At 56.1% G+C, this 17,621-nt stretch carries 12 protein-coding genes; 1 reads left to right on the plus strand and 11 read right to left on the minus strand.

The window, feature by feature from the left end; translation table 11 throughout:
* Positions 1-49: 49 nt before the first annotated feature.
* The 9 genes from AAFN83_RS16895 to AAFN83_RS16935 all read right to left on the minus strand — a co-directional run bounded on the left by AAFN83_RS16895 (position 50) and on the right by AAFN83_RS16935 (position 12,135).
* On the minus strand, positions 50-835 hold the full coding sequence (locus AAFN83_RS16895) for a tRNA threonylcarbamoyladenosine dehydratase (protein ID WP_347771449.1): 786 nt from the start codon (positions 833-835) through the stop codon (positions 50-52).
* Between the two features lie 45 nt (positions 836-880).
* A complete protein-coding gene (gene aspS / locus AAFN83_RS16900; protein WP_347771451.1) occupies positions 881-2,671 on the minus strand; it encodes an aspartate--tRNA ligase in 1,791 nt (596 codons plus the stop codon).
* A complete protein-coding gene (hisS, locus tag AAFN83_RS16905) occupies positions 2,668-3,975 on the minus strand; it encodes a histidine--tRNA ligase (RefSeq protein WP_347771453.1) in 1,308 nt (435 codons plus the stop codon). Before hisS ends, aspS begins: the two co-directional genes overlap by 4 nt.
* Positions 3,976-4,637: 662 nt before the next feature.
* Positions 4,638-6,347 carry a coproporphyrinogen III oxidase gene (locus AAFN83_RS16910; RefSeq protein WP_347771455.1) on the minus strand — a complete coding sequence of 570 codons (1,710 nt, stop codon included), beginning with the start codon at positions 6,345-6,347 and terminating at the stop codon, positions 4,638-4,640.
* Between the two features lie 184 nt (positions 6,348-6,531).
* Positions 6,532-6,708 carry a hypothetical protein gene (locus tag AAFN83_RS16915; protein ID WP_347771457.1) on the minus strand — a complete coding sequence of 59 codons (177 nt, stop codon included), beginning with the start codon at positions 6,706-6,708 and terminating at the stop codon, positions 6,532-6,534.
* A 151-nt stretch (positions 6,709-6,859) separates the two neighbouring features.
* A complete protein-coding gene (locus AAFN83_RS16920; protein ID WP_347771459.1) occupies positions 6,860-8,620 on the minus strand; it encodes a WD40/YVTN/BNR-like repeat-containing protein in 1,761 nt (586 codons plus the stop codon).
* Positions 8,617-9,168: an RNA polymerase sigma factor gene (locus AAFN83_RS16925; RefSeq protein WP_347771461.1), complete on the minus strand. Its 552-nt coding sequence runs from the start codon at positions 9,166-9,168 to the stop codon at positions 8,617-8,619. The genes AAFN83_RS16920 and AAFN83_RS16925 overlap by 4 nt, the downstream gene beginning before the upstream one ends.
* 276 nt (positions 9,169-9,444) lie before the next feature.
* A complete protein-coding gene (gene dtd, locus AAFN83_RS16930; RefSeq protein ID WP_347771463.1) occupies positions 9,445-9,888 on the minus strand; it encodes a D-aminoacyl-tRNA deacylase in 444 nt (147 codons plus the stop codon).
* A gap of 63 nt (positions 9,889-9,951) precedes the next feature.
* Positions 9,952-12,135 (minus strand): RelA/SpoT family protein, encoded by a 2,184-nt coding sequence (locus AAFN83_RS16935; protein ID WP_347771465.1) that lies wholly within the window; start codon positions 12,133-12,135, stop codon positions 9,952-9,954.
* A gap of 242 nt (positions 12,136-12,377) precedes the next feature.
* Here AAFN83_RS16935 and uraA point away from each other — a divergent pair, with 242 nt between their 5' ends.
* Positions 12,378-13,664, plus strand: a complete 1,287-nt coding sequence (gene uraA / locus AAFN83_RS16940) for a uracil permease (protein WP_347771467.1) — start codon at positions 12,378-12,380, stop codon at positions 13,662-13,664.
* A 785-nt stretch (positions 13,665-14,449) separates the two neighbouring features.
* On the opposite strand, the gene AAFN83_RS16945 is transcribed toward uraA, so the two are convergent.
* Together AAFN83_RS16945 and recJ are read right to left on the minus strand one after the other, a co-directional pair.
* Positions 14,450-14,962 (minus strand): adenine phosphoribosyltransferase, encoded by a 513-nt coding sequence (locus tag AAFN83_RS16945; protein WP_347771469.1) that lies wholly within the window; start codon positions 14,960-14,962, stop codon positions 14,450-14,452.
* A 247-nt stretch (positions 14,963-15,209) separates the two neighbouring features.
* A complete protein-coding gene (recJ, locus tag AAFN83_RS16950) occupies positions 15,210-17,618 on the minus strand; it encodes a single-stranded-DNA-specific exonuclease RecJ (protein ID WP_347771471.1) in 2,409 nt (802 codons plus the stop codon).
* Between the last annotated feature and the right edge of the window lie 3 nt (positions 17,619-17,621).

Raw genomic sequence — 17,621 nt, forward strand, 5'->3', positions numbered from 1 at the left:
AAACCAAACCGAATCACTAGGGCTTTCCTCCGAGGAGGGTAGGCCTCCTTTAGTCGCGGCGGTCGATGCCCTTGCGCTCGGCCATCCAGGAGCCGCCTGCCTTCGCCAGCAGGTCGCGCACGACGACACTTGCCATGATCAGTCCGGCCGTCGAAGGGACGAAGGCATTGCTCGCCGGAGGCATTTTCGCCTTGCGGGTCTTCGCGTTGGCCGGAGCGATCTGCTGGGTGATGTCCTCGCGGGGAATGATCGGCTCCTCGGTGGAGAAGACGACCTTCACCCCCTTCTTGATGCCATCCTTACGCAGGCGCTGCCGGATAACGCGGGCAATCGGATCGACCGTCGTCTTGGAGATATCCGCCACCTGGAAGCGCGTCGGGTCCATCTTGTTGGCCGCCCCCATGCTGGAGATGACCGGGATTTTGCGGGCGAGGCACTGCTTGATCAGGTGGATTTTGTATTCCACCGTATCGGAAGCGTCCACCACATAATCCAGCTCGTATTCGAACAGCTGTTCATAGGTCTCTTCGGTATAGAACATTTGCAGAGCGATCGCTTCGCATTCCGGGTTGATGTCGCGGATGCGGTCCTGCATCAGCTTCGCCTTAGGCTGGCCGACGGTGGACAGGAGCGCGTGAAGCTGACGATTTACGTTCGTGATGTCCACGACGTCCTTGTCGATCATGATGATCCGCCCGACGCCACTGCGAGCCAAGGCTTCTACCGAGAACGAGCCCACTCCCCCAATGCCGAGGACGGCGACGGTCGCGTTCTTCAGGACTTCGAGTCCTTCCGGACCCATGGCCAATTCATTGCGTGAAAATTGATGAAGCATGAATGGTTCTTCCTCCTTGTTGCCGATAGGCAATGAGCGTGAGCCTTATTGAGCCGCAGGCTTGGCTGGCTGCTTCAGCGCTACTCGGATGGACAGCTCTTCCAGCTGCTTGTCATCGACTTCACCGGGAGCGTTCGTGAGCAGGCAGGTCGCGCTTGCCGTCTTCGGGAATGCGATCGTGTCGCGCAGGTTGTTTCGTCCGGCGAGCAGCATGATCAGCCGGTCGAAGCCGAAGGCGATGCCGCCATGCGGCGGGGTGCCGTACTCGAAGGCATCCATGAGATAGCCGAAGCTCTTGTAGGCTTCTTCCTGAGAGAACCCAAGGGCGCTAAACATCTTCTCCTGGATTTCCCGGCGGTAAATCCGCATGGAACCGCCGCCGACTTCATAGCCATTCAGCACGATGTCGTACGCTTTCGCGCGAATCTTGAGCGGGTCCGTGTCGAAGAACTCCAGGTCTTCGTCCTTCGGCTGGGTGAACGGGTGATGCTCCGCCACGTAGCGGCCGGCATCCTCGTCATAGCTGAGAAGCGGGAAGTCCACCACCCAAGCGAACTTGTAGGCGGATTCGTCGATCAGGCCGAGGTCGCGGCCGATCTTCAGCCGCAGGTTGCCGAGGACATCGTTGACCACCTTGAACTTGTCAGCGGAGAAGATAAGCACGTCTCCTTCTTCTGCTCCCAGTCGCTCGCCCAAGGCAGCGATTTCGTCCGGGGTCAGGAACTTCACGATCGGTCCCTTCCACTCGCCTTCCTTCACTTGCACCCACGCGAGGCCTTTGCCGCCGTAGCGAGATGCAAACGGAGCGAGATCATCCAGCTCCTTGCGGCTCCAGGATGCGCAGCCCTTGGCGTTCAGGGCTTTGACGATACCGCCGCCGGCGACGACCGATGCGAATACCTTCACGCCGCTGTTCGCCACGAGGTCCGAAACATCGGCAAGCTCCAGCCCGAAGCGCAGATCCGGCTTGTCGGAGCCGTATTTGCCCATCGCTTCCGCCCAGGTCAAGCGCTGGAACGGACGGGGAATGTCGACCCCCTTCGTTTCCTGGAACAGGCGAACCATCAGGTCTTCCATCAGGTCCTGAATGTCTCGGTCACTCATAAAGGATGTCTCAATGTCGATCTGCGTAAACTCCGGCTGACGGTCCGCACGCAGGTCCTCGTCGCGGAAGCAGCGGGCCATCTGATAGTAGCGCTCGATGCCGCCTACCATGAGAAGCTGTTTGAACAGCTGCGGAGATTGCGGCAGAGCGTAGAATTCGCCGCCATGCACCCGGCTCGGTACGAGGTAGTCCCGTGCGCCTTCCGGCGAGCTCTTCGTGAGAATTGGCGTTTCGACTTCAAGGAAGCCGTTCTCGTCGAGGAAGTCACGGAATACTTTGGCTGCCTTGGAGCGGAGGTACAAGGTTTTGGTCATTTCCGGACGACGGATGTCCAGGTAGCGGTACTTCAGCCGTAGGGATTCGTCGATTTCGATCCCATCCTCAATGAAGAAGGGAGGCGTCTTGGCGGCATTCAGGACGTCAATCTCCGTAATCCGCACTTCGAGCTCGCCGGTCGGCAGGTTCGGGTTGATCGTGTCGGCGCTGCGCTCGACGACCTTCCCCTTCACCGCCAGCACGTACTCGGAACGAGCACGGTCTGCAACCTTCAGGGCATCTCCCGAATAGTCCGGGTTGAACACGATTTGCACGATCCCGCTGCGGTCGCGCAGATCGATGAACAGGACGCCTCCTAAGTCGCGACGGCGCTGCACCCATCCGTTCAGCGTAACCTCCTGCCCAATATGCTCTTTGCCAAGCTTGCCGCATTGATGCGTTCTAGCCAGTGTCATTGCACTTGTCCCCCTTCTTCTGTTTGCTCTCTATTCGCAGCCTTTGCTTTCGCCTCAGCCAGAACCCGAATGAACTCCCCGAGCGGAAGCTTCCGCTGCTCGCCCGTCGCCATCGTCTTGATCGTGATCTCGCCGGCGTCGAGCTCATCATCCCCGAGGATGGCGACTTCCCGCGCGGCGAGTCGGTCCGCGGATTTCATCGCGGGCTTCATCTTGCGCCCTTGGTAATCCTTGTCCGCCGTAAGTCCGGCGGAACGCGCTTCGTGCACGAGACGCACCGTCTCGGCTTCGGCACGCTCGCCGAGCCCGATCAGGTACAGATCGAGCGGCGGGTACTCTGGAGTCGCAACCCCTTGCGCTTCCAGCACGAGGAGAATGCGCTCCAGGCCGAGGCCAAGGCCGACACCGGGGCGGTCATATTCCGCTCCGCCGATCTGGCCAACGAGTCCGTTGTAGCGTCCGCCGCCGCCGATGGTGTCGATGGCGCCAATGCCCGCTGCCTTGTATTCAAAGGCGGTGTGCGTGTAATAGTCCAGCCCGCGCACCAGCTTCGGGTTCACCTCGTAAGGTACGCCCATGGCGTCCAGGTAGGCGAGCACCTGTTCAAAGTGCGTTCGGCACTCCTCATCCAGCTCGTCCAACAGCGAGGGAGCATCCGCAAAGCGATGCTGGTCCACCTTGCAGTCGAGCACGCGAAGCGGATTGCGATCCATTCGGCTTTGGCAGTCGTTGCACAGCTCGTGCCTCATCGGCGTTAGGAACGCGAGCAGCTTCTCCCGGAAGCTGGCGCGAATCTCCGGCGTGCCGACCGAGTTCACGTCGACGCGAACCCCGGTCAACCCGAGCTTGCGGCAATACTCATACCCGAAGGTGATGACCTCCGCATCGAGCGCAGGCGAGGTGGAGCCGATCGCCTCAATGCCAAATTGGTGGAACTGCCGCATCCGGCCCGCTTGCGGCCGCTCGTAGCGGAACATCGGCCCGATGTAATACAACTTGTTCACATCGGGATCGGCATACAGCTTGTTTTCGGTATACGCCCGAACCGTTCCCGCCGTCCCTTCCGGCCGAAGGGTCACACTCCGCTTCCCTTTGTCCTCGAAGGTGTACATTTCCTTTTCCACGACGTCCGTCGTCTCTCCGACTCCGCGCTCAAACAGCTCGGTGTGTTCAAAAATCGGCGTGCGCACTTCCTGGTATCGGTACAGCGCCGTGAGGTTGCGAGCCGTCTCCTCAAGGTATTGCCATTTCTCTACGGTGCCCGGGAGCAGGTCCTGGGTCCCTTTTGGCTTTTGAAAACTCATAAGACTCCCTCCAACATAAGCATTTCGTTCGTTCCTTCTTCGGCATTTCGCCCAGCTTCTCGATTCGATGAGCTTCAGCAGCATCTCCGGGTTGCCCCAAGGGTCGTTGTCGATGCAAAAAAGCCCCCGCCCCTGACACGTTGTCAAGGACGAGGACTGTATCGTCACCCGTGGTACCACCTTCATTCGGAATCCCGCCTCTATTGCTTGAGCAGGAAATCCCTCTCCGGATAACGCCCGGTTGGCGCCGTTCGGCTACTTCTCCTCCAGACACGCAAGCTCTGCTGCTGACAAGCGCAGATTTCATGTCTCCGGTGTTCGCCGTCGGTTCTACGGGAGGTCTTTCTTCGCGAGCGCGCCACGGAAGCTTGCAGCCTAGGCTTCCTCTCTGGAGAGGCCGGGTCGGAGTACTTTGTCCCATCATCGAATCGGTTGATCTTGAGCTTTTGGTTATTGTATACGATTGTATACGCAAGCTTCTGCAAAAGTCAAGGAGCCTTTTGTTCCCTGCCCGCTTGTTCATCCCCATTGGAGCCCGAAGAAAAAAAAGGGGCCGATGACATGGAGTCATCGGCGTCACAAGGTTCTATTCAAAAGGGGGGTCATGGGTCTAGTATAGACCGCCCATATTAAAGGAACATGAAGCGCGTATTACAATTGCATTACAATGGGTGGTTCGCCGTCTTTTCCGCTTCCGAAACTGCTTCCTCCGCGGCATAAACCTCGTCCAGCTTCTTTAGCTTTTTGGCGGAATACTCGCGATAATGCTCGATGTACGCATTCGGTTCCTTCGGATTCGGAAACCGCTCGATCTTCTCATGACCGCGTTCCTCATCATCCGCTGCAGGGTACAGCAGCTTGCTTACCGCACCGCAGCCAAGCCCGACGATCGTCTGGCGATCCTCCATCATCAGAATGTTGTACAGGCTCTCCATGCCAGGGAAGGAGTACCCCACATTTTCCATGCTGCCCAAAATGTTCTTCTGCCGGTAGAGGTAATACGGGACGTACCCGTGATCGGCAGTCCACGAAGTGGTGAGGTCCATCATCGCCTGCACTTCGTCGCGGGAAGCCACGCTGTAGTCATCCTTGTTTTGGGTCATGCGCGATGCCCGCTTGAAGGAAAGCGTGTGGACGGTAAGCGATTCCGGCATCAGCTCTTCGGTACGATCCAGCGAGTGCCGGTATTCCTTCATGGTCTCGTTCGGCAAGCCGATGATCAGGTCCATGTTGATGTTCGAAACCCCGAGGTTACGAGCGAGCTCGAACTTCTCCACCGTTTCCTTCACCGTATGATGCCGCCCGATCGTATCGAGCGTTGCTTGGGTGAAGCTCTGCGGGTTGATGCTGATGCGGTCGACTCCCCACTTGTTCAGCACCGCCAGCTTCTCGGCGGTAATCGTATCCGGTCGTCCCGCCTCCACCGTCAGCTCGCGGATGCGATCCATGCCCGGGAACGAATGATGCAGCTCCTCAAAGAGGGCATCCATCTGGTCCGCTTCGATGCTGGTCGGCGTTCCCCCGCCAAAATAGAGGGTGGTGATGACCAAACCTCGGCGCTTCAGCCATTCCCCGGTTTCGCGAATTTCATGATGCAGGCCTTGTAGAAAGCCTTCTACCGACCCGTTATTCCCGCGGATGTCGTAGGCCGGGAAGGTACAATACGCGCATTTGGTCGGGCAGAAAGGAATGCCGATGTAGACGCTCACTTCGTTATCCAAATGGAACAAGTCCGGGATGACGTCGAGCTGCCGCTCTGCGATCTCCGTCACCAAGTTCGCCTTCTCCTCCGTCACCAGGTAGTCTTCGCGCAGAATGCGAATGCATTCCTCTCGGTCGTGCTGCCGGAGCAGGTTGTGCAGCAGCTTGGTCGGGCGAACCCCGGTGAGCGTTCCCCACGGCAGCCGGATGCCCGTTGCATCCTGAAGCAGCTTCGCTGCGGCAAAGCCGACCGCACGCTTGAAGGAGCGGCGAATGTCCTCCTCCGAGGTGCCGAGCAGGGGGCGTGTATGCTCCGTAGTAAAGGCACCCAGGACGGCAGAGCCTTCCTCTACCGATGGAGCGAAGGCCTCTACTGGGTTCGTGATCCCGGCCTCATCCGTCAAGGCGGTCAAACCGGCCTGTACATGAACGAGCCCGTCTGTTTGATGAACGTGAAACCGCAGCTCAAGAGCCGCTTCCGGCTCCTCTGCCGATGATTCTTCTTCCGATGCAGAATCCAATGGATCTGTCGCTACCTCTGTCGTAACGTCTGCCGATCGGTCCACTGATGGATCATAGACGAGCTCCGCTTCTTCAAAAAATTGCTTAACGAGGTGAAACAACTCCATATGATGATCGGCAAAGCCGGTCCGGTATACGTTGATCTTCATGATGAGGCCTCCCAATCCGCATTCCTGCATCTCTATCGCTAGTCGTTATCCATTGTAGCGGACACGCGCTCTCCCGGTCAAAAAAACCGCAAGAAAAAAGCCTGCTTCCTCCTGTGCGCGTCGTGTCGCACACGACTGCAAGTCCGGAAAGCAGGCTCTGTGCATGCGAGCCAACGGGATTAGATCAATGCCAGGGAAGGGGGCCGTCACCCTTCGCCTTTCGGTTTCGCTTGCCCGGCTCGCTCAAGGCCAGGCTGCCAAGCTCATTCGCCGCTTCGGCCAGCAGGGCTTCCTCCCGTGTAATGCCGGGTGATTGCTTTGCCGCCTCAAGCAGACTGCGTTCCTTGGACGCTTGATGCACGAACGGTTCCTCCTCCGATTCAGGTCGGTTCGTCATCAGTATGTCCGAAGGACGCAGTCTGCAACCCTAGGAGGCCGTTAAGATGTGTAGCGGAAATGTCGCTGGATGAACACGGATCATTCTTAACCAACGAGTTCGAGGACTCCCCCTCTTAGCGGGAAAACGGTGTCCATGCGTACCCGCCGTGCTTTGTACTAGACAACTTGTTATCTGCAGAAATCCAGCCCATTTCCGGGGAAATAAAATGCAGCGACATGGACTCTCCAACCAAGGTTATACCAAGCGGCATCCACGTCTTCCCTCCGTCATCCGTACGCTGGAGCTGGTGCTGACGATCAAGAGCGAACCCAGCCTGGGTATCTACAAATTGAACCCACTTCGGTTGCGAAGGGTCAAGAAGGATTGAGGAAAAGTCTCCTATCCAAGTCTTCCCGCCGTCCTCCGTATGGAGCCATCGTGTTCCATCCGCCTGACTGAGCGCAAGCACCCCTCGCATTCGATCTTCCCCGAAAAATTGCGGAGGCAGATAGGTTCCGGTCTCCTCTGTTCCCGCTAACCCAGAATACCGAGACCAGGTCTTTCCGCCATCTTCAGTGCGATAGAGCATCGGGGCATCCGTACTACCCGAAAACGTGACGTACCCCTCCTGCTCCGTTCGAAAGACCAACCCGGTTGCCGTTCCTTCTATGCCCTGCAGAGTTCCCTCTTTCTTACCCGTATGATCGAGCCGCTTCCAGCTTACTCCTCCATCCCTGGTAAGGTATAGCTGCCGCTTTCCGATCTCTTCCCCTTTACCCGAAAGCAAGATCCATCCTTGTTGTTCATTCAGAAAGGTTAACTGGGCCTCTGCCGTACGCTCCCAATCCTCATCAATCGGAAGGTCTTCCTTCATCCAGTTCACTCCACGATCTTCTGTTCGATAGACCATTAGGGTGGGCATTCTCGATTCGTACCCTGGATTTCGATCCACATACAGAGCCCGATCCGCATCAAAGAAAACGATCGACTTCTCCGTCAAAATGGTAACCATCAGCTGCTTTTGGTTCGGAAGACGCTTGGTCCATGATTCCCCGCCATCCTCCGTCGTCCAAAGGCCAATGCCAGCGGCCCACCCTCGTTTCTCGTCGATCATGTGGATCTGCCGAAGAGAATCGGGAAAGTGAGCGGCATCCACCTTTTTCCCAGGCTCGATCGAGAACACCGCGTCCAACAGGGGGTCCGTCTCGATTTCCCCCGAAGGCACATCCGTTGTGTCATTCAGAACGATGGATGGAACTGGGTAGTCCTCGAATCGCACCCCTGCAACAGCAGGGCCCGCATAAGCCAGACGGATGGAGGCAAGCTCTCCCGCCTGTACGGTCACGAGAAGAGAACCGCTCATCTTCCCCGACAGGAGTCCCTCACGGTCATACCACTGGGAAGAGGTTGGCTTTTCCGGGGAATAGGACTTCACAATCCCAAAATCATACCGATAGGTTCCGTCCAATGCCGGAATATAGGAGGTCCCATAGCCTTGGTCATTCTTATCCGTGAACACCAGTTGGGTCACGACCAGATAGTTCTCCCCCATCAGGTGCCTCACCTGCTCCAGGTCCGAGATCCCTCCCGCTAACGCAGAACGCACATGGACCAGTGCAGCCTGCCCTGTCAAACTTTCCACCGTTCCGGTAAATTCGGTATCGGCGAGCTCCGCCCGATCCGAATCGAAAAGAGAAGGGCCTAGCCAGGCGAAGAGAACGACAAACCCCATTGCAGCAGTAAAAAGAAGCGGAAGGAATGCCTTTTGGCGGAAAGTTCGACGAGGCGTGGCGATTCTCTCCTTAATTTGACGCGACAGCTGTTCCGTAAACATGGGGCGAGAGAACGGCTCTGGCGACACGCTTGTATACCAATCGGGTTTTTCTTCCCTCATTGCAGACCCTCCTTTTCCTGCGCTTTTTTCAGCGCTGCCGTTACTTTTTGCCGAGCCCGAGACAACCTCGATTTGACGGTCCCCTCCGAAACCCCGATGAGGTCCGCCGTTTCCTTCGTCGAATAATGAAACTGAATCTCAAGCAGCAGCACTTCTCGAAAAGGAGCGGGGAGCCCCAGGATGATCTTCCAAATCTCATTGCACACATCCTGGTCCAAAACATCCTCTTCCGCTGACCGATTTCGCTTATCCGTGCTCATATCGCTTCTCAGGAATACCCGGCGAACAAAAGCGGTCTTCCGGTAATTCAAGCTCATGTTGCGAGTGATGCGGAGCAGCCAAGTCCGCACCGAGCTCTCCCCGCGAAAGCCCGAAAAGTTTCGATAGACACGGAGAAACACTTCCTGTGAGATGTCGTCGGCTGCATGATAGTCCCTCGTCATGAAGTAGGCATAGTTCCATACTTCTTGACCGTACTCCTTCATCAAGCGATCGAAGGTGACGGAGTCCATCTCCTGCGCGTGAAGCAAATGTAGGTAGTCGTCCAAAGGTTTTCCCTCCTGCTCTACTAGACAAGACAGAGGTGCTAGAAGTTCCCGAATTCATGAACATTCCGAAAGAAACAAATGAAAGCGAGGAGACGTTTGCCCTCCCCATACAAAAAAGAACGAATCAAGCGGTGTAGTTCATCTGCTTGATTCGTTCTTATGAGTGCACCACTTATTGTTGAATACGGGTTGTTATCCATTGAATCTTAAGCAGGCGAATGATCAGATCGTCTGTTGGCCGAGGGTAGCCGGGCAGCTTCCGTTCCGCCGCAGCCGTTACTCCCGGCTGTCGAGCAGAATGGTAACGGGGCCGGAATTGACCAGCTCCACCTGCATATCCGCCCCAAAGACACCGGTCTGGACTTCGAGTCCGTGCGCCTTCACCGCTTCATTGAAGGCTTCGTACAAGCCAATGGCTTGCTCGGGTCGTGCTGCTGCAATAAAGCTGGGACGGCGCCCCTTGCGGGCATCTCCATAAAGGGTGAATTGAGAGATGGACAGAACCTTGCCGCCGATCTCTAGGACCGAGCGATTCATCTTGCCATCCTCGTCCTCGAAGATGCGAAGCCCGGCGACTTTGTCCGCAAGAAACTTTGCGTCTTTCTCCGTATCTTCCTGGGTTACGCCGACGAGTACCATCAGGCCGGTGCCAATCTCACCGGTTACTTGCCCTTCTACGGTTACGCTGGCACGAGAACAACGTTGAATCACGATCTTCATGGTATGGTAAGCCTCCGATAACGGGTTCGGATATGACAGATGCTCCGGGTTGGATGGCAACCGTCACGTCTGCATGATCCGCTGAACGGAATAGACATCGCGGATCCGCTTGATTTTGTCCACAACCGATTCCAGATGGTCGATGTTGTGAATCAGGATGGTCATGTGAATAAGCGCCAGCTTGTTTTTGTCCGAACGGCCGGAGACGGCGGAGATCGTCGTCTTCGTTTCGGACACCGCCTGCAGGACCTCACGCAGCAGATCACGGCGATCATGGCCGGTGATCTCAATCTCAACGGTATAGTTGGCTTCCGCATCCTCTGCCCATTCCACCTCGATGAGACGGTTTTCGTCATCCGTGGTGGAAGGCAGGTTGGTACAGTCTGCGCGGTGAACGGACACGCCGCGACCGCGGGTGATGTAGCCTACGATCTCGTCCCCCGGCACCGGGTTGCAGCAACGGGCAAACCGCACGAGCAGGTTGTCGACGCCCTTAACCCGAACGCCGTGCATCGGGCGGCTCTTCTTTTCCTTCTCGGGGGCGGATTTGACCTCCTTCATGTCTTGCGTGAGCTGAAGGAGGTTGTCGAATTCCGTCTCCTTGCGCAGCTTCTCCGTGAGGCGCGTCGTGATTTGAGCGGCGGTGATCCCGCCGAAGCCAACGGCAGAAAGCATATCGTCGATGTCGTTGAAGCTGAATTTGGCTGCCGCCTCCATCAGCTTCTCGTCACTCATGAGGCTGGAAGGCTCCAGGCCCAGGCGCTTCAGCTCGCGCTCGATCGCATCCCGGCCCTTCTCGACGTTCTCCTCGCGCCTTTCCTTCTTGAAGAACTGTTTGATTTTGCTGCGCGTATGGGAGGACCCGGCCAGCTTGATCCAGTCCTGGCTTGGTCCATAGGAATGCTTCGAGGTGAGAATTTCAACGATATCGCCATTCCGGAGCTTGTAGTCGAGCGGAACAATGCGCCCGTTAACCTTCGCCCCAATGGTCCGATTGCCGACCTCTGTATGAATCCGGTACGCAAAATCAAGCGGGACGGAGCCGGCCGGGAGCTCGATGACCTCTCCTTTTGGCGTAAAAACAAAAACAAGGTCCGAGAAAAAGTCCATTTTCAGAGACTCCATGAATTCCGAAGCGTCCTTCGCCTCGCTCTGAAGCTCGAGAATTTCCCGGACCCAATTCATCTTGTCTTCAAATGTACCGTCTGGAACCACCGTTCCTTCTTTATAAGCCCAGTGCGCGGCAATCCCGTACTCTGCCGTCCGGTGCATCTCCCAGGTGCGGATCTGAACCTCCAGCGGCTCCCCGTTCAGCCCGATCACGGTTGTATGCAGGGACTGGTACATGTTCGCTTTGGGCATGGCGATATAATCCTTGAACCGCCCAGGCATCGGCTTCCAAAGGGTATGGATAATGCCCAGGGTGGCATAACAGTCCTTGATGTTATCGACGATCACGCGAATCGCGAGCAAGTCGTAGATCTCATTAAACTGCTTGCCCTTCTCGGACATCTTCTTATAGATGCTGTAGAGGTGCTTCGGTCGGCCGGAGATGTCGCTCTCGATGCCCATCTCTCCAACTTTATCGCGAATCATGCCGATGACGCTCGCGATGTATTGCTCCCGCTCGGTGCGTTTCTTCTGCATCAGGTTCGCGATCCGGTAATATTGCTGCGGATTCAGGTAGCGGAGGGCAATGTCCTCCATCTCCCACTTGATCGCCGAGATCCCCAGCCGATGGGCAATGGGACAAAAGATCTCCAGCGTCTCTTCCGCGATCCGCCGCTGGCTTTCCTCCGACTGGTACTTCAGCGTTCGCATGTTGTGCAGCCGGTCGGCGAGCTTGATCAGGATCACGCGAATGTCCTGGGCCATGGCCACGAACATTTTGCGGTAATTTTCGTTCTGGTGCTCTTCCTTGGACTTGAACTTGATCTTCTCCAGCTTCGTCAAGCCGTCGACGATCGAAGCGCACGTCGGCCCGAACTGCTGACGAACCTTGTCGAGGGAAACGGTCGTATCTTCCACCACGTCATGAAGAAGAGCGGCCACGATGGAAATCCCGTCCATCTGCATGTTGACGAGAATATCCGCGACCGCAAGGGGGTGCAGAATATAAGGCTCGCCCGACTTCCGGAGTTGGCCCTGATGCGCCTGATCGGCAAATTCGTAGGCCTCCCGAATGCGGACGAGATCGGTTTCCTTCATGTATGCAGATGCCTTCTGTATCAGTTGCTCAATGCCCATGGTGAGACCCTTTCCCGGTAACTGGTTTGACTACAATTATGCCCTTGCCGCGACGCTTCGTCAAGAAAAGCAGGCGGTTTCCGCCGAAAATCGGGCAACATTTTGACACGGGGAGCTCATTACTCTTGAAATCAAAAATAACCCTGGATGTGCTACTAGGCACAAGGTTGGTTTTCTGCTACGATAGTCGGGGCATATTTTCGGCACCGTTTACCAATAATCACAATTGAGGGGGAACTATTTTGTCGCGCGTTATCCAAGTGAATGAAAGGCCGCCGCTCGTGGAGAGCATTCCGCTCAGCCTGCAGCATTTGTTCGCCATGTTTGCATCGAACGTCCTCGTTCCAAACCTGTTTGGCGTCAACCCCGCCACGATCCTGCTGATGAACGGTATTGGCACCCTGTTATACCTCTTCATTTGTAAGGGGAAAATCCCCGCTTACCTCGGCTCCAGCTTCGCTTTCCTCTCTCCTGTGTTCGTCATTCTAAAGACAACCGGTGGTTCCTATGAACAAGCCCTCTTCGGTTTCTTGGGCGTTGGGGTCATCTTCATCATCGTCGCACTTCTCGTTGGAAAAGTCGGCATTCGCTGGATCGACGTAGTGTTCCCGCCAGCTGCTATGGGCGCCATTGTCGCCGTTATCGGCCTGGAGCTCGTCCCCGTTGCCGCCCGCCTGGCCGGTTTTATCCCGGAAGAGGGCGTTGATCCCTCTACCTTCCATCCCGACCCTAATACTGTTATCGTGGCGGTCATCACGATGGCCATCATCATCTTCGGAAATATTCTCTTCCGCGGCTTCATGAAGATCATCCCGATCCTCATCGCCATTATCGTCGGCTACTCCATCTCTGCTCCGAAGTTGTTTAATCTGGTTGACATGGCAGATGTACGCGCTGCTCATTGGTTCGACATTCCTACTCGCTACACCCCACAGTTCGACCTCTCCAGCTTCCTGATCATCCTTCCCGCTGCTCTCGTCGTTATCGCTGAGCACATTGGTCATTTGGTCGTCACCAGCAACATTGTCGGCAAAGATTTGAACAAGGACCCGGGGCTGCATCGCTCGCTTCTCGGGAACGGCGTGTCCACGGTTCTCTCCAGCTTGTTCGGTTCGACACCGAATACGACCTACGGGGAAAACATCGGTGTTCTTGCCATGACGAAGGTTTACTCGACCTGGGTCATCGGAGGCGCAGCCGTCTTCTCCATCGTCCTCGCCTTCTGCGGCAAGCTGTCGGCACTCATCATGGCGATTCCGGGAGCCGTAATGGGCGGCGTATCGATTCTGCTCTTCGGCATCATCGCCGTTTCCGGTATCCGTATGCTGGTCGAAGCGAAGGTCGATTACAACAGTCCGAAAAACATGATCCTGACAGCAGTTGTCCTCGTCATCGGGATCAGCGGCACCAAGTTCACCTGGGGCCACTTCGAGCTGAAGGGCATGGCCCTCGCAACCATCGTCGCCATCATCCTAAGCTTGCTGTTCAAGCTGTTTGAAGTTTTGAAGCTCGACAACGAAGCGCGGTAAACGATTTTTCGAAAAAACAGGCCGCTCCCGGCATCGACTGGGACGGCCTGTTTTTATTGAATCCCGTCACAAAGTGAAGCGGATCTTGTTAGTAGAGCTTTGTCCGCTGGGTGTTACATGAATGACCTCAAAAGCGTATCCCTCCATACTTATTAGCGCTCGACAAACGGTAGGCATGCGATTTGTCGATTTCATCGCTCTGTGGATGTCTCCTGAGACGAGATCAAGCTCTTCTTTCCCCTGCATCTTCGCCTGAATCAATTCATTCCTTATGAATGTCCGAACCTCCTTAAAAAAACTTAATGAGCCCCCGCCTCACAACTGGGAATTAATGTGCAACTCACAAGAATAGCAATATCCCATATCCTTATTTCGATCTGCGCGCTGCTGTCAGCAGAAATAAGGATTTGCCGTACCCTTACTCACGCCGTCAACCCCCGTTTCACGCGGTTTCAAGACAATAAGGGTATCCCAAATCCTTATTTCGATCCGGGCGCCGCTGTCGGCAGAAATAAGGATTTGCCGTATACTTGCGCCACCATCTCCCGTTTCGCGCGGTTTCAAGACTTCATGTTTGGCTATCGGCCGTCACCCAGATGATAGCCAGCACTAGTGTTTGCATCTAAGGTATCTATTCCCCATGCGAATGTCTCGCATTTGCGTAAAATTAAGACTGTATCCTCCAATCCAAGCGGCCCCTACAACAACGACGCCTCCTGCTCCACCAAAATCAAAAACAGGCTACCTCTCTACTGGTGAGGTAGCCTGTTGTGAGTTCGAATGGGTTAAAACTTCATCAGCGAGAACACTTCGATCCCGTCCAGCTTATCCCGGCCGTTCAGATGCTCCAGCTCGATCAGGAACGCGGCACCGACGATCTCTCCGCCCAGACGACGAATGAGCTCGATGGTGGTGGCAATCGTGCCACCGGTTGCGAGCAGATCGTCTGCGATCAGAACCTTCTGCCCCGGTTGGATGGCATCGATGTGCATGGCCAGCTTATCTTTGCCGTATTCGAGCGAGTATTCCGCTTCGACGCACTCATAAGGCAGCTTGCCGCTCTTGCGGATCGGAATGAAGCCCGCTTCCAAGGCATAAGCCAGAGGAGCGCCGACGACGAAGCCGCGTGCTTCCGGGCCGGCTACCAGCTCGATGCCCTTGCCCTGGTAGACATCGCGGAACTGATCGATGGCGTGGCGATAAGCAGCGCCGTCCTTCAGTAGGGTGGTGATGTCCTTGAATTGGATGCCCGGCTGGGGAAAGTCGGGGATGTTGCGAATGTACTCTTTAAGCTCCATAGGGGGATTCCTCCGTCGGTTGGGTATGGTTCTGTTTATATAAGTTGAACTAGAAAAATTCTCAGAGAGCGCATTACGAGAAGAGGTTAACTTCCGGTCGCTGTTGTTTTTCAATTTCTCGATTGCATTTTTCTCAGTAGGGTTGAAATTGAAAAACAAAGGCGAACGTTATCTCTCCTCCAGTTTCAACCTTTCTCTTCATGCTTTTCTGTCGTTCATTTCGTTCAACTTATATAGTTTATTCAGGTTACGAGGTTGGATTGTCCTGAAGTTCTTTCAGATACTGGGTTAAGTCCTGGGAAGAGCGGTACAAGAGCTCCTCTTCGACCTGCCGATAGCTCTGCCGTTCCTGGAAGCGGACGGATTCGGCCAAGTCCCGCTTGGCGGGCGTAGAGGTACAGCGGTAGTCTCCGCTCGCCTGCTCCACCAGCTCCAACTCCTCGAATACTTCGAGAATGAAGCGAACGAGCGGGGCCGACATGCCTGCCCTTCGGCTCAGGTATTGGACCGTGTCCCGGTTGTTCATTCCGCCTGCTCCCTCCTTGCGTAGGGTGGAGTAGATCTGGATGAACATATCCCGGGAAGGCATTAGTGCGGCATCTGCTGGTGTTTGAAACACGGGATAGAGACGCTCCGCTGATCGTGCCGCCTGTATCGCTTGGGCAAGAACCGGAAGAGACGGTGGCAGCCCGGGAAGGACAAGCGTCTTGAGCTCTGCATAGGTCGGAGAGGCCCCCGTCCCTGCAGCTCCATCCTCCCGCGACAACCGTTCCATTTCGTGATCCTTTCGGCATAGCCAAAGCGAAGCGGACTCCTTCAAGCCGTCCGGGATAAGCTCCGCATCTTCTCGAGAAAACAGCACAACGCCGAGATCATAAGGCGTTCCCTTCACTGTTTTCCAGCGGGCATCCTTCTTTCCCGCTCCACGAAAATCAAACACCTGCAGGCCAGGAACCCGAAGGTCCTGGATCATCACCTGAGGCTTGACCGAGCCGTTCCATTCGTTGATCGTTAACTCGCCAAAGAGGTCAATCCGGTCTGTGGTTGAAATGGAGTCGAGCAGCGAGCCCTTCCCGAAACCGACAGCATCCAAGCTGGTCTGCTTGCTCTCCCCGTTCCCAGGAGCGACCTGCAGCTTCAGATGACGGCTTTCCTTGCCCATCGCTTTCTTGTCGAGAACACGAAGATCTCGAAAAACAAAGCGAGGCGCAGGGTTCCCGGCGCCGAACGGACCGAGTTTCTCCAGTTCCCGGATCCACGGAAGCGGAGAGCGGTCCAGCTCACATTCGAGGTCGGCCATCAGAATCGGCTGATAATCTTCCTCCGTCAGCGTCTTCGCGGCGAACTGATCCAACCTGTCCCTCAATTCGTCGAGGTGGGAGGCATGCAGCGTCATCCCGGCTGCCGCTTGGTGACCGCCGTAATGTTCCATTAGATCGGCACAGCCCGTGAGCGCTTCATAGAGATCATATCCGGCTATGGAACGCGCCGAGCCTTTTGCCAGCCCCGTCTCCGCGTCAATCCCCAAGACAACCGTCGGGCAATAGAAACGTTCGAGCAGCTTCGAGGCGACGATGCCGATCACGCCGACATTCCAGCCCTCCTTCGCTACGACGAGGACGCGGCGGGGAGAAGCCGGCTGCTGCTCCGCCAGTTGAAGCGCCTCCTCTGTCATCTCATCCACGATTCGCTGCCGTTCGCGGTTCAACAAATCAAGCTGAAGGGCAATGTCGGCCGCTTCCTTCGCATCATCCGTAGTCAAGAGCCTCAGAGCTGGATCGGCCGCATCCAATCGCCCGCTCGCATTGATTCGCGGCGCGAGTGTAAAGCCAATATGGCCTGCGTTCGCAGATTTTCGATCCACATCCGCCACTTCAAACAAGGCTTTAATGCCGGCGTACGTTTCACGCCGAATTCGATCCAGCCCATGCTTGACGATGATTCGATTCTCGCCCGTCAGCGGCATCAGGTCCCCTACGGTTCCAATCGCCGCAATGTCCATCAGCTCGACCGGAACTCGCTGCAGCAGCGCATGGGCCAGCTTGAAGGCAACCCCGGCACCGGCGAGTTGCTTTTCGGGATAAGGGCATCCCGGCTTTTTGGGATTCACCACCGCTATCGCATCAGGGAGTTCCGCAGGGGGCTCATGGTGATCGGTGACCACCACATCAAGCCCAAGCTCCGCTGCATAGGCGATTTCCTCCTTGGCGCTGATGCCGGTGTCCACGGTTACGATCAGGTTGATCCCCGCTTCCATTGCCCGTTCCATCGCTTGCCGATTCAGCCCATACCCCTCATGGACACGATGAGGGATGTAGCTGTCGAACTTGGCTCCCAGGACTCGGAACAAGCGGGTAAGCAGAGCGGTGCTGCTGACTCCATCGGCGTCATAGTCACCGTAGATCCGAATCCTCTCTCCCTGCTCAATTGCTCGTTGAATTCGGCCGACGGCTTCCTTCATTCCGCTGAGCAGGTAAGGGTCGTGAAAATGCTGAATGTCCGCGTCGAGAAAACGGCTCGCTTCCTCCGGATCGATGATTCCGCGGGAAGCAAGCAGACGGCCGACGATAAGGTCTACACCGAGACGATTGGCTAATTCGCGAGCCGTCTCTTCCTCCGCCTGCCCCATCTTCCATCTTGCTTTTGACGGTATCAAACG

This window comes from Gorillibacterium sp. CAU 1737 (genome assembly GCF_039888655.1).
GTDB lineage: Bacteria > Bacillota > Bacilli > Paenibacillales > NBRC-103111 > Gorillibacterium.